The organism is Blastococcus sp. TF02-09, from assembly GCF_003319105.1.
Classification (GTDB): Bacteria; Actinomycetota; Actinomycetes; order Mycobacteriales; family Geodermatophilaceae; genus Blastococcus.
The window spans coordinates 91,538-117,428 of sequence record NZ_QOHH01000012.1; the positions used below are offsets into that span (position 1 = coordinate 91,538).

General features: G+C 73.9%; 21 protein-coding genes. 15 read left to right on the forward strand and 6 right to left on the reverse strand.

Features of this window, described 5'->3' with window-relative positions:
- The first annotated feature begins 38 nt into the window (after positions 1-38).
- Positions 39-1,601, forward strand: a complete 1,563-nt coding sequence (locus DQ239_RS17115) for an amidase (RefSeq protein WP_233489424.1) — start codon at positions 39-41, stop codon at positions 1,599-1,601.
- 160 nt (positions 1,602-1,761) lie between these two features.
- A complete protein-coding gene (uvrA, locus tag DQ239_RS17120) occupies positions 1,762-4,653 on the forward strand; it encodes an excinuclease ABC subunit UvrA (RefSeq protein WP_113835622.1) in 2,892 nt (963 codons plus the stop codon).
- 84 nt (positions 4,654-4,737) lie between these two features.
- Here the strand turns inward: uvrA and DQ239_RS17125 are convergent, their stop codons facing one another.
- Positions 4,738-5,265 carry a hypothetical protein gene (locus tag DQ239_RS17125; RefSeq protein ID WP_113835623.1) on the reverse strand — a complete coding sequence of 176 codons (528 nt, stop codon included), beginning with the start codon at positions 5,263-5,265 and terminating at the stop codon, positions 4,738-4,740.
- Positions 5,266-5,423: 158 nt separating this feature from the next.
- On the opposite strand from DQ239_RS17125, the gene DQ239_RS17130 reads away from it, so the two are divergent.
- The 13 genes from DQ239_RS17130 (at position 5,424) to DQ239_RS17190 (ending at position 19,480) form a co-directional block, all read left to right on the forward strand.
- Positions 5,424-6,158, forward strand: coding sequence for an SDR family oxidoreductase (locus tag DQ239_RS17130; protein WP_199583116.1), 735 nt, complete (start codon positions 5,424-5,426; stop codon positions 6,156-6,158).
- Positions 6,159-6,315: 157 nt separating this feature from the next.
- Positions 6,316-6,624: a hypothetical protein gene (locus DQ239_RS17135; RefSeq protein ID WP_113835625.1), complete on the forward strand. Its 309-nt coding sequence runs from the start codon at positions 6,316-6,318 to the stop codon at positions 6,622-6,624.
- Between the two features lie 131 nt (positions 6,625-6,755).
- Positions 6,756-8,798, forward strand: a complete 2,043-nt coding sequence (gene uvrC, locus DQ239_RS17140; protein WP_113835626.1) for an excinuclease ABC subunit UvrC — start codon at positions 6,756-6,758, stop codon at positions 8,796-8,798.
- Positions 8,795-9,751 carry an RNase adapter RapZ gene (gene rapZ / locus DQ239_RS17145; RefSeq protein ID WP_233489426.1) on the forward strand — a complete coding sequence of 319 codons (957 nt, stop codon included), beginning with the start codon at positions 8,795-8,797 and terminating at the stop codon, positions 9,749-9,751. Before uvrC ends, rapZ begins: the two co-directional genes overlap by 4 nt.
- The gene (gene yvcK, locus DQ239_RS17150) at positions 9,751-10,722 is read left to right on the forward strand and encodes a uridine diphosphate-N-acetylglucosamine-binding protein YvcK (protein WP_113835627.1); all 972 of its coding nucleotides are present in this window, start codon (positions 9,751-9,753) and stop codon (positions 10,720-10,722) included. The genes rapZ and yvcK overlap by 1 nt, the downstream gene beginning before the upstream one ends.
- 131 nt (positions 10,723-10,853) lie before the next feature.
- On the forward strand, positions 10,854-11,834 hold the full coding sequence (gene whiA, locus DQ239_RS17155) for a DNA-binding protein WhiA (protein ID WP_091764095.1): 981 nt from the start codon (positions 10,854-10,856) through the stop codon (positions 11,832-11,834).
- A 117-nt stretch (positions 11,835-11,951) separates the two neighbouring features.
- Positions 11,952-13,613 carry a diguanylate cyclase gene (locus DQ239_RS17160; protein ID WP_113835628.1) on the forward strand — a complete coding sequence of 554 codons (1,662 nt, stop codon included), beginning with the start codon at positions 11,952-11,954 and terminating at the stop codon, positions 13,611-13,613.
- Between the two features lie 118 nt (positions 13,614-13,731).
- The gene (gene gap, locus DQ239_RS17165; protein ID WP_113835629.1) at positions 13,732-14,736 is read left to right on the forward strand and encodes a type I glyceraldehyde-3-phosphate dehydrogenase; all 1,005 of its coding nucleotides are present in this window, start codon (positions 13,732-13,734) and stop codon (positions 14,734-14,736) included.
- Positions 14,736-15,929 carry a phosphoglycerate kinase gene (locus DQ239_RS17170; protein ID WP_113835630.1) on the forward strand — a complete coding sequence of 398 codons (1,194 nt, stop codon included), beginning with the start codon at positions 14,736-14,738 and terminating at the stop codon, positions 15,927-15,929. The genes gap and DQ239_RS17170 overlap by 1 nt, the downstream gene beginning before the upstream one ends.
- Before the next feature lie 14 nt (positions 15,930-15,943).
- Positions 15,944-16,762, forward strand: a complete 819-nt coding sequence (gene tpiA / locus DQ239_RS17175; RefSeq protein WP_113835631.1) for a triose-phosphate isomerase — start codon at positions 15,944-15,946, stop codon at positions 16,760-16,762.
- A 49-nt stretch (positions 16,763-16,811) separates the two neighbouring features.
- Positions 16,812-18,602 carry an ABC transporter substrate-binding protein gene (locus tag DQ239_RS17180; RefSeq protein ID WP_113835632.1) on the forward strand — a complete coding sequence of 597 codons (1,791 nt, stop codon included), beginning with the start codon at positions 16,812-16,814 and terminating at the stop codon, positions 18,600-18,602.
- 63 nt (positions 18,603-18,665) lie between these two features.
- A complete protein-coding gene (gene secG, locus DQ239_RS17185; protein WP_218122230.1) occupies positions 18,666-18,902 on the forward strand; it encodes a preprotein translocase subunit SecG in 237 nt (78 codons plus the stop codon).
- A 236-nt stretch (positions 18,903-19,138) separates the two neighbouring features.
- Entirely contained in the window at positions 19,139-19,480 is a 342-nt protein-coding gene (locus tag DQ239_RS17190) for an RNA polymerase-binding protein RbpA (protein ID WP_113835672.1), read from the forward strand.
- 12 nt (positions 19,481-19,492) lie between these two features.
- Here DQ239_RS17190 and pgl read toward each other — a convergent pair whose 3' ends face one another.
- From pgl to tal, 5 genes are all read right to left on the reverse strand, one after another.
- Positions 19,493-20,314: a 6-phosphogluconolactonase gene (pgl, locus tag DQ239_RS17195; RefSeq protein ID WP_113835633.1), complete on the reverse strand. Its 822-nt coding sequence runs from the start codon at positions 20,312-20,314 to the stop codon at positions 19,493-19,495.
- A gap of 4 nt (positions 20,315-20,318) precedes the next feature.
- On the reverse strand, positions 20,319-21,413 hold the full coding sequence (locus DQ239_RS17200) for a glucose-6-phosphate dehydrogenase assembly protein OpcA (protein WP_113835634.1): 1,095 nt from the start codon (positions 21,411-21,413) through the stop codon (positions 20,319-20,321).
- Positions 21,414-21,453: 40 nt separating this feature from the next.
- Positions 21,454-22,923 (reverse strand): glucose-6-phosphate dehydrogenase, encoded by a 1,470-nt coding sequence (gene zwf / locus DQ239_RS17205; protein ID WP_233489428.1) that lies wholly within the window; start codon positions 22,921-22,923, stop codon positions 21,454-21,456.
- Positions 22,924-23,062: 139 nt separating this feature from the next.
- Positions 23,063-24,673 carry a glucose-6-phosphate isomerase gene (locus DQ239_RS17210; RefSeq protein ID WP_113835636.1) on the reverse strand — a complete coding sequence of 537 codons (1,611 nt, stop codon included), beginning with the start codon at positions 24,671-24,673 and terminating at the stop codon, positions 23,063-23,065.
- A gap of 73 nt (positions 24,674-24,746) precedes the next feature.
- Positions 24,747-25,853: a transaldolase gene (tal, locus tag DQ239_RS17215; RefSeq protein ID WP_113835637.1), complete on the reverse strand. Its 1,107-nt coding sequence runs from the start codon at positions 25,851-25,853 to the stop codon at positions 24,747-24,749.
- Positions 25,854-25,891 lie beyond the last annotated feature (38 nt).

Consider the following 25,891-nt stretch of genomic DNA (forward strand, 5'->3'; position numbering starts at 1 on the left):
GTTCGAAAAGTGTCGGCATGCGCCGTTACGGTCCAGGCATGGACGCTAGCGGAGGTCTCGGCCTCCCCCCGATCGTCATGCGGGCCGGGAACGGGACGACGGGGCGGCCGGTGCCCTGGGCCGGGGAGTTCGACGGGCCGAGCGACCCGTCGCTGGTGGGCCTGTCCGCCGCGGAGATCGCCGCCCGGGTGCGCTCCGGGGAGATCACCGCCGTCGAGGTGGTCCGTGCGCACCTCGACCACATCGAGGCGGTCGACGGCCGGATCGGTGCCTTCCGCGTCGTCCGCCGGGACGCCGCGCTGGCCGAGGCCGCCGCCGTCGACTCCAGCCTCACCCGCTTCGCCCTCCCGCTGGCCGGCGTGCCGGTCGCGATCAAGGACAACGTGGCGGTCGCGGGGGAGACCTGCACCGACGGCTCCCCGGCGCACCGCGGTGAGGTCGAGCGCCGGGACCACCCGGTGGTCACCCGGCTGCGCAAGGCCGGCGCCGTCGTCGTCGGCATCACCCGCGTGCCGGAGCTGTGCCTCTACGCCGCCACCGACGCGCCGGGCGCGGTGAGCCGCAACCCGTGGGACACCGCGCTCTCCCCGGCGGGCAGCTCCGGGGGGAGCGCGGCCGCGGTGGCCTCCGGCGCGGTCCCGATCGCCCACGGCAACGACGGCATGGGCTCGCTGCGCCTGCCGGCCGCCGCGTGCGGGCTGGTCACCCTCAAGCCGGGCCGCGGTGTCGTCCCCGGCGGGATCGGCGCCGACGACTGGTCGGGCATGGCCGTCAACGGTGCGCTGGCCACCACGGTGGCCGACCTGGCCATCGCGCACGCCGTGCTGGCGGGGGAGACGCCGGAACCGCCCGCGGCGCCGGAGCGGCCGCTGCGGATCGCGGTGAGCACCCGGTCGCCGCTGCCCGGCGTGGGTGCCGACGCCGCCACGCGGGCGGCGGTCGCGGCCGTCGTGGCCGAGCTCGAGGCCGCCGGCCACACCGTGGTGCGGCGCAACCCGCCGATCACGCCGGGGGCAGCCGCCGGCGCGCTGGTCCGCTGGTTGGCCGGCGCCGAGGACGACGCCGCCGTCCTGGGCATCGACCGCGCCGAGCTCCAACCGCGCAGCCGCACCCACGCCCGGCTGGGCCGCCTGGCCCGCCGGCTGGGGCTGGTCCGCCCGCGCACGCAGGAGCGGTTCCGCGCCCGGATGGTCGCGTTCTTCGGCTCAGAGGCCTCCGCGCAGGGGCCCGGCCGGAGCTCGCGAGGGTCGGGGGGCGGGGAGGTCCTCGATGTGCTGCTCACCCCGGTGACCACCGGCCCGCCGCTGCCCGCCCGCCTCTGGCACGAGCGCTCGTTCCTGGCCAACATCACCGCCAACGCGCGCTGGGCGCCGTGGACCGCGGCGTGGAACCTGGCTGGCCTCCCCGCGGCCGTGCTGCCGGTCGCGAGCCGCCCCGGCGGGCCTCCGGTGGCCGTCCAGTTCGTCGGCCCCCCGGGTGCCGAGGGACGGCTACTCTGGCTGGCCGGAGAGCTGGAACGCCGGCTCCCGTGGCGCCGTCACGCGCCCGTCTTCGACCCCACCGCGACCGGTCCCACCCGGAGCCCGGCAGCCGCGACCTGACCCGTGTGCCGGGCACCGTGGCCGGGCACACGTCACACCGCGGAGGCGGACGACCACGGCGGGCCGAGGCGTTGCAGACAGCAGTACGGCGGCGTCCCCGGCACGCACCGCACCCACCAGCACCTTTCGCGACATCCACCCAGCGACCGACAGGGATCACATGGACCGGCTCGTCGTCCGCGGCGCCCGTGAGCACAACCTCAAGGACGTCCACCTCGACCTCCCCCGTGACGCGCTCATCGTGTTCACGGGGCTCTCCGGCTCCGGCAAGTCCAGCCTCGCCTTCGACACGATCTTCGCCGAGGGCCAGCGCCGGTACGTGGAGTCGCTGTCGGCCTACGCCCGGCAGTTCCTGGGGCAGATGGACAAGCCGGACGTCGACTTCATCGAGGGCCTGTCGCCGGCGGTGTCGATCGATCAGAAGTCGACCAACCGCAACCCGCGGTCGACCGTCGGCACCATCACCGAGGTCTACGACTACCTCCGCCTGCTCTACGCGCGCGCCGGCCAGCCGCACTGCCCGAACTGCGGCAAGCCGATCTCCCGCCAGACGCCGCAGCAGATCGTCGACCAGGTGCTGGCCATGGAGGAGGGCACCCGCTTCCAGGTGCTGGCCCCGGTCGTCCGGGCGCGCAAGGGCGAGTACGTCGACCTGTTCAGCTCGCTGCAGACCCAGGGCTTCTCGCGCGTCCGCGTGGACGGCGTCGTGCACTCGCTCACCGAGCCGCCGAAGCTCAAGAAGCAGGAGAAGCACTCCATCGAGGTGATCATCGACCGCCTCACCGTCAAGGAGAGCGCCAAGCGCCGGCTGACCGACTCGGTGGAGACCGCGCTGGGGCTGGCCGGCGGGCTGGTCGTGCTCGAGTTCGTCGACCTCCCGGACGACGACCCGCAGCGGGAGCGCACCTTCTCCGAGCACCTCGCCTGCGTCGACGACGGGCTGTCCTTCGAGGCGCTCGAGCCGCGGTCGTTCTCCTTCAACTCGCCCTTCGGTGCGTGCACCGAGTGCACCGGTATCGGCACCCGCAAGGAGGTCGACCCGGAGCTGGTCGTCCCCGACCCGGAGAAGAGCCTGGCCCAGGGCGCGATCGCCCCGTGGTCCAGCTCGATGAGCAACGAGTACTTCACCCGGCTGCTCACCGGCCTGAGCCAGCAGATCGGCTTCTCCATGAACGACCCGTGGGAGCGGCTGCCGGCCAAGGTGCAGAAGGCGATCCTGCACGGCTCGCCCGACCAGGTGCACGTCCGCTACAAGAACCGGTACGGCCGCGAGCGCAGCTACTACGCCGCCTTCGAGGGCGTGCTGCCGTTCCTGGAGCGCCGGCACGACGACACCGACAGCGACTACATGCGGGACAAGTACGAGGGCTACATGCGCGACGTCCCGTGCCCCGTGTGCCACGGCACCCGCCTCAAGCCCGAGATCCTGGCCGTGAAGCTCAACGGCCGGTCGATCGCCGAGGTCACCAACCTCTCCATCGGGGAGGCCTCCCAGTGGCTCGGCGCCCTGGAGCTGGGGGAGCGGGAGAAGGCGATCGCGGACCGCGTGCTCCGCGAGATCCAGGCCCGGCTGTCCTTCCTCGTCGACGTCGGTCTGGACTACCTGTCGCTGGACCGGCCGGCCGCGACGCTCGCCGGCGGGGAGGCACAGCGGATCCGGCTGGCCACCCAGATCGGGTCCGGCCTGGTCGGCGTCCTGTACGTGCTCGACGAGCCCTCCATCGGCCTGCACCAGCGGGACAACACCCGGCTGATCGAGACGCTGGTCCGGCTGCGCGACATGGGCAACACCCTGATCGTCGTCGAGCACGACGAGGACACGATCAAGGAGGCCGACTGGGTCGTCGACATCGGTCCGGGCGCCGGCGAGCACGGCGGCGAGGTGGTCGTCAGCGGCACCGTCGAGGAGCTGCTGGCCAGCGAGCGCTCGCTCACCGGCCAGTACCTGTCCGGGCGCAAGGCGATCGAGATCCCGGAGAAGCGCCGGGAGCTGACGCCGGGCCGCGAGCTGGTTGTCAAGGGTGCCCGCGAGAACAACCTGCGCGGCATCGACGTGACGTTCCCGCTCGGTGTGCTGACCGCCGTCACCGGCGTCTCGGGCTCGGGCAAGTCCACGCTGGTCAACGACATCCTGTACACGACGCTGGCCAACCAGCTCAACCGTGCCCGGATGGTGGCCGGCCGGCACCGCACCATCACCGGCCTGGACCAGCTGGACAAGGTCGTGCACGTCGACCAGTCGCCGATCGGCCGCACCCCGCGGTCCAACCCGGCCACCTACACCGGCGTGTGGGACCAGGTCCGCAAGCTGTTCGCCCAGACCACCGAGGCGAAGATGCGCGGCTACCTGCCCGGGCGGTTCTCCTTCAACGTCAAGGGCGGCCGCTGCGAGGCCTGCTCCGGCGACGGCACGCTGAAGATCGAGATGAACTTCCTGCCGGACGTCTACGTGCCCTGCGAGGTGTGCAAGGGGGCCCGGTTCAACCGGGAGACCCTCGAGGTGCACTACAAGGGCAAGACGGTCGCCGAGGTCCTCGACATGCCGATCGAGGAGGCGGCCGAGTTCTTCGCCGCCATCCCCGGGATCGCGCGCTACCTGCGCACGCTCACCGAGGTCGGCCTGGGCTACGTCCGCCTGGGTCAGCCGGCGACGACGCTGTCCGGCGGTGAGGCGCAGCGGGTGAAGCTGGCCAGCGAGCTGCAGAAGCGGTCCAACGGCCGCAGCATCTACGTGCTCGACGAGCCGACCACCGGTCTGCACTTCGAGGACATCCGCAAGCTGCTCCTGGTCCTGCAGGGCCTGGTCGACAAGGGCAACTCGGTCATCGTCATCGAGCACAACCTCGACGTCATCAAGAGCGCCGACTGGCTGATCGACATGGGCCCCGAGGGCGGGTTCCGCGGCGGCACGGTCGTCGCCGAGGGGCCGCCGGAGTTCGTGGCCACGGTCCCGGAGAGCCACACCGGCCGGTACCTCGCGAAGATCCTCGACGAGGACGCCGTCGCCGCGGCCGCGGCGCCGAAGAAGAGGGCGCGCAAGAAGGCCAGCTGAGGTCCGGCGCGGCGGCCCGCATCCCCTACCGGGGTGCGGGCCGCCGGCCGTTCACGACCGGTCGAGGCCCGCCGTCCGCCCAGGTCAGGGCATGGAGCGCGGCCGCGGCGGGGGCCGGTGGTCGACGACCTCCACGAGCGCCGCTCCGGACGGGACCGGCACCCGGCCGGCGGCCACCTCGCTCGTCACCGTGGCGAGCACCCGTTCCGCCGCCTCCTCGCCGGACACCTGCCACCGGGCCCAGCGCCGGAACCGCCCGCGGGCGACCAGCTCCACCTCCCACGTGCCCGATCTCGGCGTGAACAACCAGGTCAGCCCGTCGCGCACGAGCCCGGGGCCGGCCTCGGTGGCCACCCAGAGGGTGGTGCCGGGCCGGTGCCACTGGCGCCGGAACTCCGCCAGCTCGGCGTCGACCGGGTCGCTGATGGGTGCGGCCGCCTCCCACACGTCGGTGCTCGCCGACGCCACCAGCGGAGCGGGGTACCGCCCCAGCGCCGCCTCCAGCCGCCGGAGCATGCGGTCGGCGTCCGGGCCGGGATGCGGCGGCGCCGTCCCGGCCCCGCGCAGGGCGCGCGCCCGCACCTTCCACCCGGCACCCCACTGGTCGGTCACCGTCCGTCGCACTCCGCGCCTCCGCGTTCGTCGTCGAGAGGGCGAGCATGCCTGCGCGCGACGCCGTGGGATCGGCTCGTCCACAGGCCGCGAGGACGCCGTCGTCGCAGACTCGGCTCTCGACCTCGCGCAGGACACGACCCCCCAAGGAGCCTCCTGTGGACCTCACCGGCCACGTCGTCATCGTCACCGGATCGAGCAGCGGCATCGGCGAGGCCGTCGCCCGCAGGCTGGCGGCCACCGGCGCCCGCATCGTCGTCAACTCCGCCTCCTCCGTCGCCGCCGGGGAGCGGCTCGCCGAGGAACTGGGAGAGGCCTGCTACGTGCAGGGCGACATCTCGGCGCCCGGCACGGCCCACGCGCTGGTCGAGGCGGCCCGGGAACGCTGGGGCCGGCTCGACGGGCTGGTCAACAACGCCGCGGTCACCGCCGACGTCCCGCTCGCCGACATCGACGCCGTGACCGTCGACCACTGGAACCGCGTGCTCGGCGTCAACGTCGTCGGGACCTTCCTCGTGTCGCAGGCCGCGCTCCCGCTGCTGCGGGAGGCCGAGGACGGCTGGATCCTGAACATCACGTCGATCGCCGGCATCCGCCAGACGGGGAGCTCGCTGCCCTACGCCGTGTCGAAGGCGGCCGTCGACCACCTGACGACGCTGCTGGCCAAGCACGCCGGCGGCGGGGTGCGCGTCAACGCGGTCGCTCCGGGCCTGGTGGCGACGCCGTGGACCGAGACGTGGGACCAGGTCAAGGAGGGCGTGACCGCGATGGCCCCGCTGCACCGAGTTGCCACGCCCGAGGACATCGCCGACGCCTGCGTGGGGATCATCGGCGCCCGCTACGCCACCGGCCAGACCCTGCTCGTCGACGGCGGGCTCGGGCTCGTGCTTTGACCCGCCGGGTGGCTCGACGTCGAGGGCCCGATCCTCGCCGTCAGGGCGCCACCCCGGTGACCGCGACCGGCCGCCTTGTGATCGAGGTCACGCAGGGCTACCCTGACTGTGAGAGACGTCACTGGAGGCCGTCCGCACGGCCGACGAGGAGGCCGCGATGAGCGCACTCACGCCCGACTGCGACCCCGACATGAGCCACTGCGGTCAGCCCTGGCAGGGGAAGAGCGGACCGGGAGCCAGCATCCTGTCCGTCGCCGTGCTGTTGACCCTCCTGGGGGTCTCCCTCGCCGTGGTGGCCACGCGCGCGGTGTCCGACGCCTTCGACTTCGTCGCCGTCCCGGTCGCGTTCTTCGCCGCGGTCTCGCTGGTGCGGCGGGTCGCCCGCTCCGCCGCGCCCGGTCTCAAGGCCCTCGCCGCGCGCGTCCCCACGACGGTCGCGGTGCGGCGCTCGCAGCCCGTCGGCTGACGGCGCTGCGCGACGCGACCGGAGCCGTTCCCCGCGGCTCCCGTCCTCGTGCGCCCGCATCCGCTGTGACGGTTGTGACGCTCGTGCCCCGACCCGGGCGGCGTGTCACCCCATCGACCTAATCTGGACGCATGGCCGACCCCTCGACGTACCGCCCGGCGGTCGGCTCGATCCCCGAGAGCCCCGGGGTCTACAAGTTCCGCGACTCGGGCGGCCGCGTCATCTACGTGGGCAAGGCCAAGAGCCTGCGCCAGCGGCTCAACAGCTACTTCGCGGACGTCGCTGGCCTGCACCCCCGCACCCGGCAGATGGTCACGACCGCGTCGGCGGTCGAGTGGACCGTCGTCGGCACCGAGGTCGAGGCGCTCCAGCTCGAGTACAACTGGATCAAGGAGTTCGACCCCCGGTTCAACGTCCGCTACCGCGACGACAAGAGCTACCCGTCGCTGGCCGTGACGCTGAACGAGGAGTACCCCCGCCTGCAGGTCATGCGCGGCCCGAAGAAGAAGGGCGTCCGCTACTTCGGGCCCTACGCCCACGCCTGGGCCATCCGCGAGACGCTGGACACCCTCACCCGCGTCTTCCCGGCCCGCACCTGCTCCAACGGCGTCTTCAAGCGGGCCGGCCAGATCGGGCGGCCGTGCCTGCTCGGCTACATCGGCAAGTGCTCGGCGCCGTGCGTCGGCCGGGTCAGCGCCGAGGAGCACCGGGAGATCGTCGACGACTTCTGCGACTTCATGGCCGGGCGCACCGAGTCGATGATGAAGCGGCTCGAGCGGGAGATGACCGAGGCCTCGGAGAACCTCGAGTTCGAGAAGGCCGCCCGGCTGCGGGACGACCTCGGTGCCCTCCGCCGGGCGATGGAGAAGCAGGCCGTCGTCCTCGGGGACGGCACCGACGCCGACGTCGTCGCCTTCGCCCAGGACGAGCTGGAGGCCGCGGTGCAGGTCTTCCACGTCCGGGGCGGCCGGGTGCGCGGTCAGCGCGGCTGGATCGTGGACAAGGTCGAGGCGGTCACCACCGGCGAGCTCGTCGAGCAGTTCCTGCTCCAGGTCTACGGCGGGGTCGACGAGCAGACCGGCGTCGGCGAGGCGGGGGAGGCCGTGCCCCGCGAGGTCCTGGTGCCCGAGCTGCCGGCGGACGCCGACGTCTACGCCGAGCTGCTCGAGGAGCTCCGGGGCGGCAAGGTCTCCCTCCGGGTCCCGCAGCGCGGCGACAAGCGCAGTCTGCTCGAGACCGTCGAGCGCAACGCCAAGGAGGCGTTCGCCCGGCACCGCGTGAAGCGCTCCAGCGACCTCACCGCCCGGTCGCTCGCGCTCAGCGAGCTGCAGGAGGCCCTGGAGCTGCCGGACGCCCCGCTGCGCATCGAGTGCATCGACATCAGCCACGTCCAGGGCACCAACGTGGTGGCCAGCATGGTGGTGTTCGAGGACGGCCTGGCCAAGAAGTCCGACTACCGCCGCTTCTCCGTCACGAACGGAACCGACGACACCGCCGCGATGGCCGAGGTCGTGCGCCGCCGCTTCGCCCGGCACGTCAAGGAGGAGCAGGACCGCCGCGACGAGCAGGGCATCGCGGCGGACGAGGGGCGGCCGCGCCGGTTCGCGTACCCGCCGAACCTGCTCGTCGTCGACGGCGGCGCCCCACAGGTCGCGGCCGCCGCACGCTCCCTGGAGGAGCTCGGCGTGGTCGACGTGGCGATCTGCGGGCTGGCCAAGCGCATGGAGGAGGTCTGGCTGCCCGGCGAGAGCGACCCGGTGATCCTGCCGCGCACCTCCGAGGCGCTCTACCTGCTGCAGCGGGTGCGCGACGAGGCCCACCGGTTCGCGATCACCTATCACCGGCAGAAGCGCTCCACCACGATGCTGGTCTCCCTGTTGGACGACGTCCCCGGCCTCGGGGAGACGCGGCGAAAGGCGCTGATGAAGCAGTTCGGATCCCTCAAGCGGCTGCGGGCCGCCACCGTGGACGAGCTCATGGCCGTCCCGGGCATCGGCCGGCGCACCGCGGAGGCCGTGCAGGCGGCGATCGCCGAGCCGGCCGACCCCGCCGGCGCGGCCACCGACGCCGATCCTGCCGAGGAGACGACCACCGCGCCCCAGGGGCCCGCCGTCCGCGGCACCCCGCGGACGGGGGCCGGGCGCACCGCCGAGGTCGGCCGGGTGGCGTCGTGAGCGACCCGTTGACCAGCGCACCGGGCGCTGGGCTGCCCGGCCCCGACCTGGCGGCCGGCGGCGTGCCGGGGCTGGACGGGGCCAGCACCGAGACCCAGCCCCTCGAGGTGGTCGTCGTCACCGGGTTGTCCGGCGCCGGCAAGAACAGCGCCGGCCGGGTGCTCGAGGACCTCGGCTGGTTCGTCGTCGACAACCTGCCTCCGGCGCTGCTGCTGCCCATGGTGGAGCTCGGCGCCCGCGGTGACCTCCGCCGGTTCGCCGCCGTCGTCGACGTGCGCAGCCGGGCGTTCACCAGCGACCTGCGGGAGGCGATCCGGGTCCTGTCCGAGGCCGGGCACCGGCCCCGCGTGATGTACGTGCACGCCCGCGACGAGGTGCTCGTGCGGCGGTACGAGTCCAACCGGCGGGAGCATCCGCTGCAGGGCAACGGCACGCTCGTCGACGGCATCACCGCCGAGCGCAACCTGCTCACCGGGATCGCCGGCGAGGCCGACCTGTGGGTGGACACCAGCGACCTCAACGTCCACCAGCTGCGCGCGACGATCGAGAACGCCTTCGCCCGCGAAGGCCAGACCCCACCGCTCACCGCGACGGTCATGAGCTTCGGGTTCAAGTACGGGGTGCCGCTGGACGCCGACCTCGTCGTCGACGCCCGCTTCCTGCCCAACCCGCACTGGATCCCCGAGCTGCGGCCCTACACCGGGCGCGACCCGGGCGTCCGGGACTACGTCCTCGGCCAGGAGGACGCCGCCGAGTTCCTCGACCGCTACACCGAGGTGCTGCGGCTGCTGGTGCCCGGCTACCGGCGCGAGGGCAAGCGCTACCTGACGCTGGCCGTCGGCTGCACGGGCGGCAAGCACCGCAGCGTGGCCATCGCCGAGGAGTTCGCCCGGCGCCTCACGTCCGACGGCATCGCCGCCGTCGCCCGGCACCGCGACCTGGGCCGCGAGTAGTGGGCACGCATCCGGGGGAGGGCGCCCGCGGGCCCCGCGTGGTCGCGTTCGGCGGCGGCCACGGCCTGGCCGCCGCGCTGGCCGCGTGGCGGCAGCTCACCCCAGACGTCACCGCCGTGGTCACCGTCGCCGACGACGGGGGCTCGTCCGGGCGGATCCGCCGCGAGCTGCCCGTGCTGCCGCCGGGGGACCTGCGGATGGCGCTCACCGCCCTGGCCTCGCCGGGGGAGCGGGAGCAGGGCCTGGCCGCGCTGCTGCAGCACCGGCTCGGCGGCACCGGCGGGCTGGCCGGCCACTCGGTGGGCAACCTCCTGCTGACCGGCCTGGTGGAGCTGCACGGCGGGGACACGGTGCGCGCCCTCGACGCCCTCGCGGAGCTGCTGGGCGTCTCCGGGCGCGTGCTGCCGATGGCCGACGTGCCGCTGGACCTGGTGGCCCGGGTGGAGCCGGTCGACCGGGAGGACCAGGCGCAGGTGCGGACCATCCGCGGCCAGGTCGCCATCGCGACCACACCGGGCCGGGTCCGCTCCATCCGGCTGGCACCCCCCGACCCTCCGGTGAACGCCGCGGTGCTCGAGGCGATCGCCCGGGCCGACATCGTCTCGCTGGGCCCGGGCTCCTGGTACACCTCGGTGCTGCCGCACCTGCTGGTGCCCCAGCTCCGAGCGGCGCTGGCCGAGGCGGCGGCGAAGGTGGTGGTGGTCCTGAACCTCGAGCCGCAGCCCGGGGAGACCGACGGTTTCTCGCCGGAGGAGCATGTGACGGTGCTGCAGGCCCACCTCGGCGGAGTGGCATTGCACAGCGTGATCGCGGATGCTGACTCGGTGGTTGACCGCCGTGGTCTCCTGTCTGCGGTGCGCTCGTGCGGCGCCGAGCTCGTCCTGGCGCCGGTCGCGGACACCGACGGCGCGCCACGGCACGATCCCGGGCGCCTGTCGGCCGCCCTGGCCTCCGTGGTCGGGCGGCGCTGAACGAGTGAAGGGCTCAGGCCGGGTATCCGAACCAGCAGAGCTGGCCGGTACGAGGGGGAAGAGGGGACGCCGCGCATGGCGATGACCCGGACGACGACAGGTAGCCCCGTAGCTACATGGGGGTGGACGACGTGGCGATGACCGCGATGGTCAAGGACGAGCTCTCGAGGGTCGAGTGCACGAAGACCTCCGAGCGCAAGGCGGAGGTGACCGCGCTGCTGCGGTTCTCCGGTGGCCTGCACATCGTCGGTGGCCGGGTGGTCATCGAGGCGGAGCTGGACACCGGCTCGGTCGCCCGGCGGCTGCGGCGGGACATCAGCGAGGTCTACGGCTACACGAGCGGGGTCAGCGTGCTCGCCGGCGGGAACATCCGCCGCGGCGTGCGCTACCTCGTGCGCATCGCCAAGCACGGCGAGGGCCTGGCCCGGCAGACCGGCCTGGTCGACCAGCGCGGCCGCCCCGTGCGCGGCCTGCCGCCCGCCGTCGTGTCGGGCAGCATCAACGACGCCGAGGCGGCCTGGCGTGGCGCGTTCCTCGCCCACGGGTCGCTCACCGAGCCCGGCCGGTCGTCCTCCCTCGAGGTGACCTGTCCCGGCCCCGAGGCGGCGATGGCGCTCGTCGGCGCCGCCCGCCGGCTCGGCATCGCCGCGAAGGCGCGCGAGGTCCGCGGGGCCGACCGGGTCGTGGTCCGCGACGGCGACGCCATCAGCGCGCTGCTGACCCGCATGGGCGCCCACGACGCCGTCATGGCCTGGGAGGAGCGGCGGATGCGCCGCGAGGTCCGGGCCACGGCCAACCGGCTGGCCAACTTCGACGACGCGAACCTGCGCCGCTCGGCCCGCGCCGCCGTGGCCGCCAGCGCCCGCGTGGAGCGGGCCATGGAGATCCTTGCCAACGACGCCCCCGAGCACCTGCTCGTGGCCGGGCGGCTGCGCCTGGAGTTCGGCCAGGCCTCCCTGGAGGAGCTCGGCCAGCGGGCCGACCCGCCGATGACCAAGGACGCCGTCGCCGGGCGCATCCGGCGGCTGCTGGCGATGGCCGACAAGCGCGCCAAGGACCTCGGCATCCCGGACACGGAGTCCGTCGTCACCGACGACATGCTCACGCAGTAGCGCTGCCCGCCGTCGCTCCCCCTTCGGGGGGAGCGACGGCTACAGGGGGGCACCCCTCCACCCGATCTCCTCGGGAGCGGCCGACGACGACGTCCGGCCCACGGCGGAGGAGTCGGCATGACGCCAGAGGGATGGGTGGTCCTGTTCGCGGGAGCCGCCGTCATCGGCGTCGTCACCGCCCTGCTCGTGTGGCGCCGGCGGGAGCGCACCCCGGCGGCAACCGGGCTCGCGGTCACCATGTCCGGCGTCGCGTTGTGGTCGGCCTCCAGCGCGCTGGTCAACTCGTCCGCCTCCGTCGTGGTCCACGACGGCTACCCCGCGGTGCTCATGGCCGCGGTCGGCCTGGCCGTCGCCGGCACCTACGCGCTCGCCCGGGGCGTCGTCGACCCGTCCTGGCGTCCCCGCCCCCGCCTGCTCGGGCTGCTGGCCGTGGAGCCGGTCGTCATGGTGGTGCTGGGGGCCCTGCCGGCCACCCGGGACCTGGTGCTGGACGGTCACGGCGCCGGTGGCATGGGCGTCGACCACCAGGCCACCCTTGGGCCGGCCTTCGGCGTCCACACGCTGTACAGCTACGCCGTCATCGGCGTCTCCTACCTGCGCCTGGCCCGCCGGTGGCGGACCGCCGTCGGCCTGTTCCGGCGGCAGCTCGGTGTGCTGCTGCTCTCCGCGGTGGTCGCGACGGTCGGCAACGTGATCACCATCGTGCAGCAGCTCGACGGGCACGGCGCCGACTTCACGCCGCTGTTCTTCCTGGTCACCGGCCTGGTCGACTGCTGGGCGGTGCTGCGGCTGGGCTTCCTCCGGCTGGTGCCCGTCGCGCGGGAGCAGGTCGTGGACACGGTGCCCGACGCGGTCCTGGTCGTGGACCCGGCCGACGTGCTCATCGACCTGAACCCGGCGGGCCGTCGGCTGGTGGCGCTCCTCCGGCCGGAGCTGGATGCGGGCGACCTGGTCGGCCGGCCCCTGGCCGAGATCGCCGGCGACCGCGCGCGGGCCGGGTTCGCCCGGGCCGAGGAGCTCGACGGGCACCGCCTCGCCGAGGTCGACGACGGCGTGTGGATCGACATCCGGGACACCCCCGTCGAGGACTCCCGGGGTCGCGCCCTCGGGCGGATCCTGGTCGTCCGGGACGTGAGCGAGCAGCAGGCGCGGCAGGCGGCGGTCGAGGAGCTGAACCGGCAGCTGGCGGAGCAGGTGCGGGTGATCGACCGGCTGCGTGCCGAGCTGGCCGAGGAGGCCGTCCGGGACCCGCTCACCGGGTTGCACAACCGCCGTCACCTCGACCAGGTGCTGGCCGGCGGCCTCGACACCGCGGGCGCCGACCACGGGCTGGCGGTGATCACCCTCGACATCGACCACTTCAAGGCGGTCAACGACCGGTTCGGGCACGCGGCCGGGGACACCGTCCTCACCGCGGTGGCCCGGCTGCTGCAGGCATCGGTCCGTGACGGCGACACGGCCGTCCGGCTCGGCGGCGAGGAGTTCCTCGTGCTGCTGCCGGGCGCGGACCGGGAGCAGGCGGTGCTGCGGGCGGAGGAGATGCGACGCGGTGTCGCGGCCGTCGTGCACGCCTTCGGCGGCGAGCGCATCCGGGTGACGGTCAGCGCCGGGGTCGCCGTCCGGTCCGGTGCCGGGCCGACGGCCGGCACGCTGCTCGAGGCCGCCGACCGGGCCCTCTACGTCGCCAAGGCGACCGGCCGCGACCGGGTCGTGGCCGCCGACGACGCGCTGCCGGGTCCGGCGGACGCCCCGGTGCCGGAGCCCGCACCCGCGGTGTGACGCCCGGGCGGGTGACCGGCAGCCGGGCACGGCCGCGCCCGCTAGGGTCTGCGGCAGGAAGGCCGCGCGCTGCGCGCGGTCCGGTTGGCGCGACAGCAACTCGACGTGGAGGTCTGCAGTGACGGTCCGGGTAGGCATCAACGGATTCGGCCGGATCGGCCGGAACTTCTGGCGCGCGGCCGCCGCCAGTGGTCAGGACATCGAGATCGTGGCGGTCAACGACCTCACCAGCAACGAGGCCCTGGCCCACCTGCTCAAGTACGACAGCATCCTGGGCCGGCTGCCGCAGGAGGTCGTCGCCGACGGCGACGGCATCACCATCGGCGGCACCAAGATGAAGGTGCTCTCCGAGCGCGATCCGGCGAACCTGCCGTGGGCCGACCTGGGTGTCGACGTCGTCGTCGAGTCCACCGGCTTCTTCACCAAGGCCGCCGACGCCCGCAAGCACGTCGACGCCGGCGGGGCCAAGAAGGTCATCATCTCCGCGCCCGCCACCGACGACGACATCACGATCGTCATGGGCGTCAACGACGAGCTCTACGACGGCTCGCAGACCGTCATCAGCAACGCGTCCTGCACGACCAACTGCCTGGCGCCCCTGGCGAAGGTGCTCAACGACGCGTTCGGCATCGAGCGCGGCCTGATGACCACCATCCACGCCTACACCGCCGACCAGAACCTGCAGGACGGGCCGCACAAGGACCTGCGCCGCGCCCGCGCCGCGGCGCTGAACATGGTGCCGACCTCCACCGGTGCGGCCAAGGCCATCGGCCTGGTGCTGCCCGAGCTCAAGGGCAAGCTCGACGGCTACGCCATCCGCGTCCCCGTCCCGACCGGCTCGGCCACCGACCTCACCGTGCAGCTCAGCCGGGAGGCCACCGCCGAGGAGATCGACGCCGCCTACCGCGAGGCCGCGGCCGGCCCGCTGGGCAAGTACCTGACCTACACGTCCGACGAGATCGTCTCCTCCGACATCGTCACCGACCCGTCGTCGTGCATCTACGACGCCAAGCTCACCAAGGTGTTCGGCCCGATGGCCAAGGTGCTGGGCTGGTACGACAACGAGTGGGGCTACTCCAACCGCCTCGTCGACCTCGTCTCGCTGGTCGGCAACAAGCTCTGATGCGCTCCGTCGACGACCTCATCAGCGAGGGCGTCTCGGGTCGGCGCGTGTTCCTGCGCGCCGACCTGAACGTCCCGCTGGACAAGCTCTCGGGCACGATCACCGACGACGGCCGGATCCGCGCCAGCCTGCCCACGTTGCAGGCCCTGCGGGACGCCGGAGCGCGCGTGGTCGTCGCCGCGCACCTCGGCCGCCCCAAGGGCGCGCCGGACCCGCAGTTCTCCCTCGCGCCGGTCGCGGCGCGGCTGAGCGAGCTGCTGATGACGCCGGTGCCGCTGGCCGCGGACGTCGCCGGGGACGACGCCCGCGCCAAGGCGGACGCCCTCGGCGACGGCGACGTCCTCCTGCTGGAGAACGTGCGTTTCGAGGCAGCCGAGACGAGCAAGGACGACGCCGAGCGGGGCGAGCTGGCCGACCGGTTCGCCGCGCTCGCCGACGTCTACGTCGACGACGCGTTCGGCGCGGTGCACCGCAAGCACGCCTCGGTGTTCGACGTGGCGCAGCGGCTCCCGCACGTGGCCGGCCGGCTGGTCGCCCGCGAGCTCGAGGTGCTCACCCGGCTGACGTCGGACCCGGAGCGGCCCTACGTGGTCGTGCTCGGCGGCTCCAAGGTCAGCGACAAGCTGGCGGTCATCGAGGCGCTGCTGCCGAAGGTCGACCGCCTGCTCGTCGGCGGGGGGATGTGCTTCACCTTCCTCGCCGCCCAGGGCCACGGCGTGGGCAGCTCGCTGCTCGAGGCCGACCAGGTCGACACCTGCCGGCGGCTGCTCGCGGCTGCCGGTGACCGCATCGTCCTGCCGGTCGACGTGGTGGCGGCGACGGCGTTCAGCGCCGACGCCGAGGTCAGCGTGGTGCCCGTGACCGAGATCCCCGACGACCTGATGGGCCTGGACGTCGGCCCGCGCACGGTGGAGATCTTCGGCACCGAGCTGGGCGCCGCCCGCACGGTGTTCTGGAACGGGCCGATGGGCGTGTTCGAGCTGGCTCCCTTCCAGGCCGGCACCCGGGGCGTGGCGCAGGCCGTCGCCGCCGTGGACGGCCTGTCGGTGGTCGGTGGGGGCGACTCCGCCGCCGCCGTCCGCCAGCTGGGCCTGGACGAGGACGCCTACGGACACATCAGCACCGGCGGCGGGGCGTCGCTGGAGTACCTCGAGGGCCGGGAGCTCCCGGGTCTCGCGGTGCTGACCGACTGAGCAGGGGACGACGCATGGCAGCCACCCAGCAGTCCGGTCGCCGGCCGCTCATCGCCGGCAACTGGAAGATGCACCTGACCCACCTCGAGGCCATCGGGCTGGTGCAGAAGATCGTCTTCTCGCTCAAGCCGGCTGAGCTCGACGCGGCCGAGGTCGTCGTCGTGCCGCCGTTCACGGCGCTGCGCAGCGTGCAGACGCTGGTCGCCGGCGACAAGCTGGCCGTCGGGTACGGCGCCCAGGACGTCTCCGCGCAGGACTCCGGCGCCTACACCGGCGAGGTCAGCGGCGCGATGCTCAGCGCTCTGGCCTGCACGTACGCGGTCGTCGGCCACTCCGAGCGGCGCGCCTACCACGCGGAGACCGACGAGGTCGTGGCCGCGAAGGTGCGCGCGAGCCTGCGCCACGGGCTGGTGCCGATCCTCTGCGTGGGGGAGGGGCTGGAGGTGCGCAAGGCGGGCGAGCACGTGGCGCACTGCACCGCCCAGCTGGACGCCGCACTCGAGGGGCTCAGCGCCGAGCAGGTGGCCGGCGAGCCCGGTGCCGGCGGCGGGATCGTCGTCGCCTACGAGCCGGTGTGGGCCATCGGCACCGGCGAGGTGGCCACCCCCGAGGACGCGCAGGAGGTCTGCGGCGCACTCCGGGCGCGGCTCGCCGAGCGGTTCGGACCCGAGACGGGCTCGAGCGTCCGTATCCTCTACGGCGGGTCGGTGAAGGCCGCGAACACGGCCGGGATCCTGGCCGGGCCTGATGTCGACGGTGCGCTCGTCGGTGGCGCCAGCCTGGACGCCGACGAGTTCGCGCAGATCTGTCGGACCGCCGCCGAGGCCAGCTAGTTCCTGCTGACCGCCGCCGGCCGCATCACCGGGGGCTGAACAGCACGTCGTGAACGAGACGCTCGAACGGCTCGGCCGGCGACTGCCGGCGTGGGCGCAGGGGCGCCAGGGGCGGCGGATCCTCGCCGCCGTGGCGCTGGCCGTCGTCGTCCTGGTCCTCGCGGTCAGCTGTCTCGGCGGCGCCGGTGGCCGCGCCGACGTGCCGGTCGTCGAGGGGGAGCCCGACGCGGGCATCGAGGGCGTCCGAGCGCCCTCCGACGCGACTGGCGGCACCCTGCGCGTCGTCGCGCCGGAGATCGACAGCCTGGACCCCCAGCGCTCCTACCTGCCCGGCGTCTGGAACCTGATGCGGCTGTACACCCGCACCCTGGTCACCTACTCGTCCGAGCCGGGCCGCACCGACGAGCTCGTCCCGGACCTGGCCACCGACCTGGGGACGCCGTCGGAGGACGGGCTGAGCTGGACGTTCACCCTGCGCGAGGGCGTGCGCTTCGAGAACGGCCGGCCGATCACGTCCCAGGACGTCAAGTACGGCATCTCCCGGTCCTTCGACGCGCAGGTCGTCGTCGGCGGGCCGACCTACGTCGTCGACCTGTTCGACGACCCGGTCAACCGCTACCCGGGGCCGTACTCGACCGAGGAGGACGACCCCGAGCTCACCTCCGTGGAGACCCCGGACGACCGCACCATCGTCTTCCGGCTGCGCGCGCCCGAGCCCGACCTGCCCTACGTGCTGGCGCTGCCCTCGAGCAGCCCGGTGCCCGCGGAGGCCGACACCGGCGGCGACTACGCCATCGACCCGGTCTCCTCGGGGCCGTACGCGATCACCTCCGTCGACGCCGCGATGGGCATCCAGCTGGACCGCAACCCCGAGTGGGACCCGGCCACCGACGACGTGCGGACGGCCCTGCCCGACCGCGTCGTGGTGCGCACCGGCCTGTCCGGCGTGGAGCGGGACCAGGCGCTGCTCGCCGGGTCGGCCGACGTCGACATCTCCGGGTCCGGGGCGCAGGCACCCACCAGCGCGCGGCTGGAGGGGGAGGGCAGCGAGGAGCTGCGCAACCGGGTGGACGACGTCTCCACCGGCGCGCTCCGGCTGCTGGCGCTGCCCACCGACGTGCCGCCGCTCGACGACGCCGCGTGCCGGGCCGCCGTCGCGGCGGCCATCGACCGGCACCCGGTGCAGGACGCGCTCGGCGGCGCGGGCGACGCCCTGCGCACCGCCCGGTTGTGGACCCGGCCGCTGGGCGGGGGGCCCGAGGACACCGACCCCGGTCGCGACCTGGACGCCGCCCGCGAGCACCTGGAGGAGTGCGGGCAGCCCGACGGGTTCGCCACCGTGCTCGCGGTGCCCGAGGGCGGGGCCGGGGTGGAGGTCGCCGCGGTGGTGGCCGAGCAGCTGGCGGAGATCGGCATCGAGGTGGAGGTGCGCCCGCTGGAGGCGGCCAGCTTCTACGCCACCGAGGTCGGCAACCCCGACAGCGTCGCCGCCAACGGGTACGGGCTCGTGCTCGCCACCACGACCCCCGACTTCCCGACCCCTGCGTCGCTGCTGGCCCCGCTCGCAGACGGCCGCGGCATCCGCGCGGTGGGCAACACCAACTACGCGCGGCTCGACGACGGGGAGATCAACGGCCTCATCGACGCCGCCCGGGCCGCCGGCACCGGCGACGAGGCGCGCGAGGCGTGGGCCGCGGTGGCCTCCGCCGTGCAGGGGACGGCGGCGTACGTGCCCCTGGCCGAGACCCGGGTGCAGCTGATCGCCGGGCAGCGGCTGCGCAACGGCGTGGTGATGCGGCCCTACAGCGGCTACGACCTCGCCACGGCCGGGATCGGCTGACCGGTCGGATAGGCTCGTGCACGAGATCCGGCGCCCGGCGCTGGGCGTGAGGCTGGAGAGGTCATGATCGAGGTTGTCCTGAACGTGCTGCTGGTGCTCACCAGCACGCTGCTCGTGGTGCTGATCCTGCTGCACCGCGGCAAGGGTGGCGGCCTCTCCTCGATGTTCGGTGGCGCCGCCTCGGCATCGCTGTCCGGCTCCTCGGTGGTCGAGAAGAACCTCAACCGGCTCACCATCTTCACGGCGCTGATCTGGACCGTCTGCATCGTCGGCCTGGGCATCCTCGTCAAGGTCGGCTGAACAAGGACCCGAGAAGGACCTCGCCGCCCCCCGCCGCTCGCACGCTCGCGACGGGACCCTGCGCCGAGGCCGTCGACACCGCTCGCGAGCTCGCGGCGGGTCCCTGCAGGAGGGCCGTTCCAGTACGTCACGAAGTGGCGCACGAATCGTGACCGCACGAGGTCCTTCGAGGCTCTAGACTTCGCGCGCTGTGGTGATCTGCCACACGTCTGACGCGCGGATATCAGGGAGTGCTCGTGGCTGGTGGCAACGCGATCCGGGGCAGCAGGGTCGGCGCAGGTCCGGTGGGCGAGGCGGAGCGCGGCGACACCGCCCCGCGGCTCCGGCTGCCGTACTGGTGCACCAACGGGCACGAGACGCGGATCGCCTTCGCCAGCGACGCCGACGTCCCCGAGCTGTGGGACTGCCCCCGCTGCGGGCTGCCCGCCGGTCAGGACCGGACCAACCCCCCGCCGGCGCCGCGCACCGAGCCGTACAAGACGCACCTGGCCTACGTGCGGGAGCGCCGCACCGACGCCGACGGTGACGCCCTCCTCGAGGAGGCGCTCACCCGCCTGCGGGCCCGCCGCGGGATGTAGGAAGGACCCCCGCTAGGTCCCGGCACCCGGGCCGGGCAGGTCGGCGGCCGCGGCGGCGTCGAGCAGCCAGCGCGTCGCCCGGGTGCCGTGCACGCCGGCGGCCGGCAGCTCCCGCGGGTCGGCCCCGGACACCGCCCGGGCGACCGCCTCGGCTTTGCCCTCGCCGGAGACGACCAGCCACACCTCGTCGGCCGCGGCGATGGCGCCGAACCCGAGGCTGATCCGCGTCGGCGGCGGCTTCGGGCAGTCGCGGACGGCGAACACCGGGCGCTCGTCGTCGATGGCGGGGGAGTCCGGGAAGATCGAGGCCACGTGGCCCTCGGGACCCATGCCGAGCAGCAGGACGTCGAAGCGCGGCACGGTGCCGCCGTCGCCCGCCGCGGCCGCCAGCTCGTCGGCGTACCGGGCCGCGGCGTCCTCGGGGGTGGCGAACCCGCTGTCGGACGCCGGCATGGCGTGCACCCGCGCCGGGTCCACCCCGACGGCGTCCAGCAGCGCCCGCCGTGCCGCCTTCTCGTTGCGGTCGTCGTCGTCGGCGGGGACGAAGCGCTCGTCGCCCCACCAGACGTCCACCGCTGACCAGTCCACCGTCTCGCGCACCGGCTCGGCAGCCAGACCGGCGACCCGCTCCAGCACCGCGATGCCGATGGTGCCCCCGGTGAGGACGACCGACGCCGTCCCCCGGAGCGTCTGCGCCGCGGCCAGCCGGGCGACCAGCGCCTCGGCCACGGCGCGCGCCAGCTGGTCGGCGTCGGGCTCGATGACGATGTCGGGTACGGGCACGCCGGAGTCGGCCAGCTCGCCGGCCACGCGGTCACCGGGGGAGAGGCTCACGACCTCAGCGAACCCTCGGCGGGGCCTCGTCGGACGAGCTGCCGTCCTCACCGCTGGGGGCTCCCTCGTCGCCGGGGTCGCGGGGCACGGTGGGTGCCCGGTCGCCGTCGTCCGCCGGGTCGACCCACACGTGCTCGCGCTCCGCGGGGCGCTCGGTGAGCCCAGCGAGCCCGGTCGCCGCCTCGAGCGCGTCGCTGTAGGGCTCGTCCGGGTCCAGTCGGCGCAGCTCCTCGCTGAGCAGGTCACCGAGGGACCGGTCGGGCAGCGCCACCGTCCCGTCGGGCCGGTTGGGCTGGGAGATGACCGCACCGCCCCGGCGGTCGGCGGCGATCCGCAGCTCCTCGCCCTCGTCGAGGTGGAGGAACACGGCGTCGACCCCGCTCGGCCCGGCGTGGCGGGCACTGGCCACGACCTCGACGGGGCAGCCGGTCCGGGAGGAGATCCACCCGGCCAGCAGCTGCGCGGTGGCGTTGTGCGGATCGCCCTCGATCCGGCCGCCGGAGATCCGCACGGCGTCACCGCGGCGGCCGGCGACGGAGTCGACGGTGGAGGCCAGGGTCGCTCGCCAGGCGGTGCTGCGCGTCCAGGTCAGGTCGGTGTCGCCGGGGACGTAGTCCTCGGCGCGGATGCGCAGCGCGGCCTGCGGGTCGTCGGTCAGCGAGCTGTCGGTGATCCGGCGGTTGGCGAAGACGGCCAACGCGTCGGTGGCCAGCCGGGCAGGGGCCGCGTCGTGCCACCAGGCGACGACGGGCGCGTCGGCGGCGAGCAGGGGGAGGACGACGGACTCCGCGTGCAGGGCCAGCCGGCCGTACATGCGCAGCACGACCGCCTCGCCCGGGCCGAGCCGGCCGCCGATCTGCACCTCGGCGTCCAGCCGGGGGACCGGTGCCTCGATCTGGCGGCGGACGACGATGACCACACGGCACGGGTGCATCTCCGCGGCGTGGGTGGCCGCCTCCTCGGCCTCGATGACCCGCGACTCGTCGGCGATCACCACGAGGGTCAGCGCGACGCCGGACAGGACCGCGCCGCCGGTCCGCCGCTGCGCGGCCAGCTCCTTGACGACGGCCGAGCCGGTGGTGTCCCAGAGGGTCGTCATGGCGTCTCCTCGGATCGGGCGGGGCGGGCGTGGTCGCGGCTCATGGCCGGCGCCACTGGCGGTCCTCGGCGGCGAGCATCTCGTCGGCGGCGCGGGGGCCCCACTCGCCGGCGCGGTAGGGGAAGGGCTCGGTGCCGGCCCAGAACTCCTCGAGCGGGTCGATGACCGCCCACGACGCCTCCACCTCGGCGTTGCGCGGGAACAGCGTGGCGTCGCCGAGCAGGACGTCGAGCAGCAGCCGCTCGTAGGCCTCGGGGGAGGACTCGGTGAACTGCTCGCCGTAGAGGAAGTCCATCGACACGTCGCGGACCTCCATCACGCTGCCGGGCACCTTGGAGCCGAACTTCAGCGTGACGCCCTCGTCGGGCTGCACCCGGACCACCAGCTGGTTGGTGCCCAGCTCCTCGGTGTCGGTGTCGGCGAAGGGCAGGTGCGGGGCGCGCTTGAAGACCAGGGCGATCTCGGTGACCCGGCGGGGGAGCCGCTTGCCGGTGCGCAGGTAGAACGGCACGCCGGCCCACCGACGGGTCTCGACGCCCAGCCGCACCGCGGCGTAGGTCTCGGTGATGGAGTGCGGGTCGACGCCCTCCTCCTGCCGGTAGCCGATGGCCCGCTGCCCGGCCAGCCAGCCCTGCTCGTACTGCCCGCGGACGGCGAAGGTCTGCAGGTCGTCGGGCAGCGAGATGGCCCGCAGCACCTTGAGCTTCTCGATGCGGATCTGCTCGGCCGAGAACTCGACCGGCTCCTCCATGGCGGTGAGCGCCAGCAGCTGCAGCAGGTGGTTCTGCAGCACGTCCCGGGCGGCGCCGGTCTCCTCGTAGAAGCCGGCCCGCCCGCCGATGCCGACGTCCTCGGCCATGGTGATCTGCACCGAGTCGACGTGGTGGCCGTTCCAGATCGGCTCGAACAGGGTGTTGGCGAACCGCAGCGCCATCAGGTTCTGGACGGTCTCCTTGCCCAGGTAGTGGTCGATGCGGAAGACGTCGTCGGCGCCGAACACCGAGTCCACCAGCGCGTTGAGCTCGCGGCTGGAGGCCAGGTCGTGGCCGAAGGGCTTCTCGACGACGACCCGCCGCCAGCGGTCGGGGGTGCTCTCGGCCATCCCGGTGCGCTGCATCTGCTTGAGCACGGTCGGGAACATCGTCGGGGGGATGGACAGGTAGAACGCCGCGTTGCCGCCGATGCCGTGGCTGCCCTCGAGCTCGGTCAGCGCGCCGGCCAGCTCGTCGAAGGCGGCGTCGTCGTCGAAGGAGCCCTGCACGAACCGCACGCTGGCGGCCAGCCGCTCCCAGACCTCCTCGCGCCACGGCGTCCGGGCGCTCTTGCGCGCGGCGTCGCGGGCGAGCTCGGCGAACTCGGTGTCGCCCCAGTCGCGGCGGGCGAAGCCGAGCAACGCGAAGTTCGTGGGCAGCAGCCCCCGGTTGGCGAGGTCGTAGACCGCGGGGAGCAGCTTCTTGCGGGCAAGGTCGCCGGTGATGCCGAAGACCACGAGGGCGCAGGGTTCGGGCACCCGGGGGAGCCTGCGGTCCCGGGGATCGCGCAGCGGATTGGTGATCACTGTTCACCTCCGAGCGGTGAGAGAGCCATGGTCGTCCTCGAGGTCGGCGGGAGGGGCGCTGCGCGTCGTGCGGTCCCGCTGGGTGGTCCGGTCAGGCGAGTGCGGCGAGGAGCTGGCCGATGCCTGCGGCCCGGTCGGTCAGGTGGAGGTGGAGGAGCGGCCGGTCGCGGTCGGCCAGCGCCTTGCGGTCACCCGCGGCCTGGGCCGCCTGCAGGCTGCCGAAGGTGTACGGCTGCTCGGGCACCGGGAGGTCCTCGGCGACGGCCCCGGTGATCTGCAGGAACGCCCCCGACTGCGGACCGCCCTTGTGGTACTGGCCGGTGGAGTGCAGGAAGCGCGGTCCCCAGCCGAAGGTCACGGCGCGGTCGGTCCGGGCGGCGAGCGCCGAGCGCACGTCGGCGACGCTCGCGTCGGCCAGCCGGTCCAGGTAGGCCATGACCGCGAGGTAGCCCCGCTCGGGGACGGACGACAGCAGCGCGTGCACCGCCAGCGCGACGCCGTCGTGGGCGCTCAGGTCGACGCCGTCGAGCACCCCGCCGCTGCCGCGGACCTCGATCGCGCCGATCGTCGCCGCCGGCGGCTCGTCGGGGAGGCCCGAGGCGAGGATCGCCTGGGTGTTCTCCTTGCTCTCGGTGACGTTGGGCTGGTCGAAGGGGTTGATGCCCAGCACCCGCCCGGCGACGGCCGTGGCGTACTCCCAGCCGAGGAACTGGGCGCCGAGCGGACCGGTGACCGCCAGGGAGGGTGCGGCCGCCGGGACGTCGGCGCCGACGACGGCCAGCAGCGTGTCCGGTCCGGTGGCGCCGTGGGCGGTCGGCGACTCCAGCACGACGGGCAGGATGCCGCGGCCCTCCTTGCCGGTGGACTCGGCGATGAGCTGCTCGGCCCAGTCGCCGAAGCCCTCGATCGCCGTGCCGCCCTCGGTCGGTGCGTCGGCGAGGGCCAGCTTGTCCCGCCCCTGCACCGCGGCCGCGCCCAGGACGGCGCCCAGCTCGAAGGCCGCGTTGTCGGCCTCCGCCAGGTGCTCGGCCAGCTCCTCGGCCTCGTCGAGCAGCGCCCCGACGTCGGCACCGGCCAGCGCCGAGGGGACCAGGCCGAACGCGGACAGCGCGCTGTAGCGCCCCCCGACGGTCGGGTCGGCGAGGAAGACGGCGCGGGCGCCCATGGCGGCGGCGGTCTCCGACAGCGGCGAGTCCGGGTCGGTGACGACGACGAAGCGCGCGCCGACCTGCTGCTCGTCCAGCCCGGCCGCAGCGAAGGCGGACGCGAACGCACGGCGGTGGCTGTCGGTCTCCACCGTGCCGCCGGACTTCGAGCTGACCACGACGACGGTGCGCTCGAGGTCGGTCATCGCGGCGGCGACCTGGCCGGGGTCGGTGGTGTCGAGGACGACCAGCGGCACCCCGGCGGTCCGGCAGATGACCTCGGGGGCCAGCGAGGAGCCGCCCATGCCGCACAGCACGACGCGGTCCAGCCCCTCGGAGCGGAGCTGCTCGCGGAGCTGGGTGAGCTGGTCGACCAGCGAGCGGGAGGACGAGGGCAGGTCCAGCCAGCCCAGCCGGATCGCCGCCTCGCTCTCGGCCTCGGGGCCCCAGAGCGTGGCGTCCTTGCGGGCGAGCCGCGCGGCGACGTCGTCACCGGTCAGGGCGCTGCGGACCTCGTCCGGGACCCCGAGCCCCTCGACGCGGACCTCGAACGTCACGCTGCCTCCTCGCTGGCGCTCGTCGGCTGCGTGCCGGGGCGTGCTGGCTCCATCGGTGAACTCGCGAGCTCGTTCACTTCTTGTCCTCCAGCTGGGTGCGGACCGACTCGGTCAGCTCGTCCCAGGAGTCGACGAACTTCTGCACGCCCTCGTCCTCGAGCACGCGGAAGACGTCGTCGAGGTCCACGCCGGCGTCCCGGACCGACTGCATGACCGCCGCCGCGTCGTCGTAGGCCTTCTGCACCGGGGTGCCCGGGCTGCCGTGGTCGGCGTAGGCCATGAGGGTCTTCTCCGGCATGGTGTTGACGGTGCCGGGGGCGATCAGCTCGCTGATGTACAGCGTGTCGGGCAGGTCGGGGTTCTTCACGCCGGTCGAGGCCCACAGCGGCCGCTGCGGGCGGGCCCCGTGAGACTCGAGGGCCTTCCAGCGGTCGGAGGAGAAAACCTCCTCGTAGGCCTGGTAGGCCAGCTGGGCGTTGGCGACACCGGCCTTGCTCTTCAGCGAGGCGTCGGCACTGGCCTTATCCAGCCGCTTGTCGATCTCGGTGTCGACGCGGGACACGAAGAACGAGGCGACCGACGCGATGCCCGACAGGTCCGCGTCCGGGTCGTCGGCCAGCCGCTGCTCGAGGCCGGACAGGTAGGCGTCCATGACCTTGCGGTAGCGGTCGAGGCTGAAGATCAGCGTCACGTTGACGCTGATGCCGCGGGAGATCGACGTCGTGATGGCGGGCAGGCCCGCCTCGGTCGCCGGGATCTTGATGTACAGGTTCGGTCGGTCGACCAGCCACCACAGGTGAGCCGCCTCGGCCGCCGTGGCGTCGGTGTCGTGCGCTAGGCCGGGGGCGACCTCCAGGGAGACCCGTCCGTCACCGGGCTGCTGCGCGGCGACCGGTGCCAGCAGGTCGCAGGCGTCCCGGACGTCGGCGGCGGTGATGGTGCGCAGCGCCTCCTCGACGCTGACCTTCCGGACGGCCATCGCGTGCAGCTGGTCGTCGTAGGACTCCGACCCGCTGATCGCCGCGGCGAAGATGGTCGGGTTCGTGGTGACCCCGACGACCGAGTACTCGTCGACCAGTGACTGCAGGTTCCCGCTGCGGATGCGGTCGCGGGAGAGGTCGTCGAGCCAGACCGCCACGCCGGCCGAGGAGAGCTCGGCCAGGTTCTCGTTCTGTGCCATGTCGTCAGCCTTTCCGGATGTGGATCTCGGTGGGTGCG

Excerpts from the sequence above, each read along its gene's own strand:
- tpiA (WP_113835631.1), top strand. The coding sequence starts at position 15,944 with ATGGCAGCCACCCAGCAGTCCGGTCGCCGGCCGCTCATCGCCGGCAAC.
- DQ239_RS17135 (WP_113835625.1), top strand. The coding sequence starts at position 6,316 with ATGAGCGCACTCACGCCCGACTGCGACCCCGACATGAGCCACTGCGGT.
- DQ239_RS17115 (WP_233489424.1), top strand. The coding sequence starts at position 39 with ATGGACGCTAGCGGAGGTCTCGGCCTCCCCCCGATCGTCATGCGGGCC.
- DQ239_RS17170 (WP_113835630.1), top strand. The coding sequence starts at position 14,736 with ATGCGCTCCGTCGACGACCTCATCAGCGAGGGCGTCTCGGGTCGGCGC.
- uvrA (WP_113835622.1), top strand. The coding sequence starts at position 1,762 with ATGGACCGGCTCGTCGTCCGCGGCGCCCGTGAGCACAACCTCAAGGAC.
- uvrC (WP_113835626.1), top strand. The coding sequence starts at position 6,756 with ATGGCCGACCCCTCGACGTACCGCCCGGCGGTCGGCTCGATCCCCGAG.
- DQ239_RS17200 (WP_113835634.1), bottom strand. The coding sequence starts at position 21,413 with ATGACGACCCTCTGGGACACCACCGGCTCGGCCGTCGTCAAGGAGCTG.
- tal (WP_113835637.1), bottom strand. The coding sequence starts at position 25,853 with ATGGCACAGAACGAGAACCTGGCCGAGCTCTCCTCGGCCGGCGTGGCG.
- secG (WP_218122230.1), top strand. The coding sequence starts at position 18,666 with ATGATCGAGGTTGTCCTGAACGTGCTGCTGGTGCTCACCAGCACGCTG.
- DQ239_RS17160 (WP_113835628.1), top strand. The coding sequence starts at position 11,952 with ATGACGCCAGAGGGATGGGTGGTCCTGTTCGCGGGAGCCGCCGTCATC.